Below are 414 nucleotides of genomic sequence, written 5' to 3' on the forward strand. Positions count from 1 at the left end.
ATATCGCTCTGGAAATTTTGGTGATGGGGGAGCGATTCCACATTTTGTGACAATTTGCATATTTTCGCGTAAAGAAGGCTTAAGTTGTAATGCTTCTCCGAACAGTCCTTCACACGTGTAACCGCCATAAATATCAGCGTGATCGAAAGTAGTAATTCCCATATCCATACAAGCTTCAATGAAAGAAAGTAACTCTTGCTTTGTCATATTCCACTCTGCTAAACGCCAAAAACCTTGAATAATACGAGAAAATTCTAGCGTTTCGGCCATTTGAACTCGTTCCATTATAAGTACCCCCTTGATGAATAATATTTTGAAAAGGCTTTCTTGCTACATATTATTATATAGTTTGAGGGGCGTACAAACAATAAATATGTTTTGCTATAAAAACGATTTTTTCTATCATGCCTTTCG

1 protein-coding gene is annotated in these 414 nt (G+C 36.5%); it reads right to left on the reverse strand.

Translation table 11 applies throughout. The annotated features are described in order from the left end of the window. A partial coding sequence (locus tag KI369_RS26960; protein ID WP_212958624.1) for an aldo/keto reductase occupies window positions 1–285 on the reverse strand: 285 nt, incomplete at its 3' end. Window positions 286–414: the final 129 nt, after the last annotated feature.

The organism is Bacillus sanguinis, from assembly GCF_018332475.1.
GTDB lineage: Bacteria > Bacillota > Bacilli > Bacillales > Bacillaceae_G > Bacillus_A > Bacillus_A sanguinis.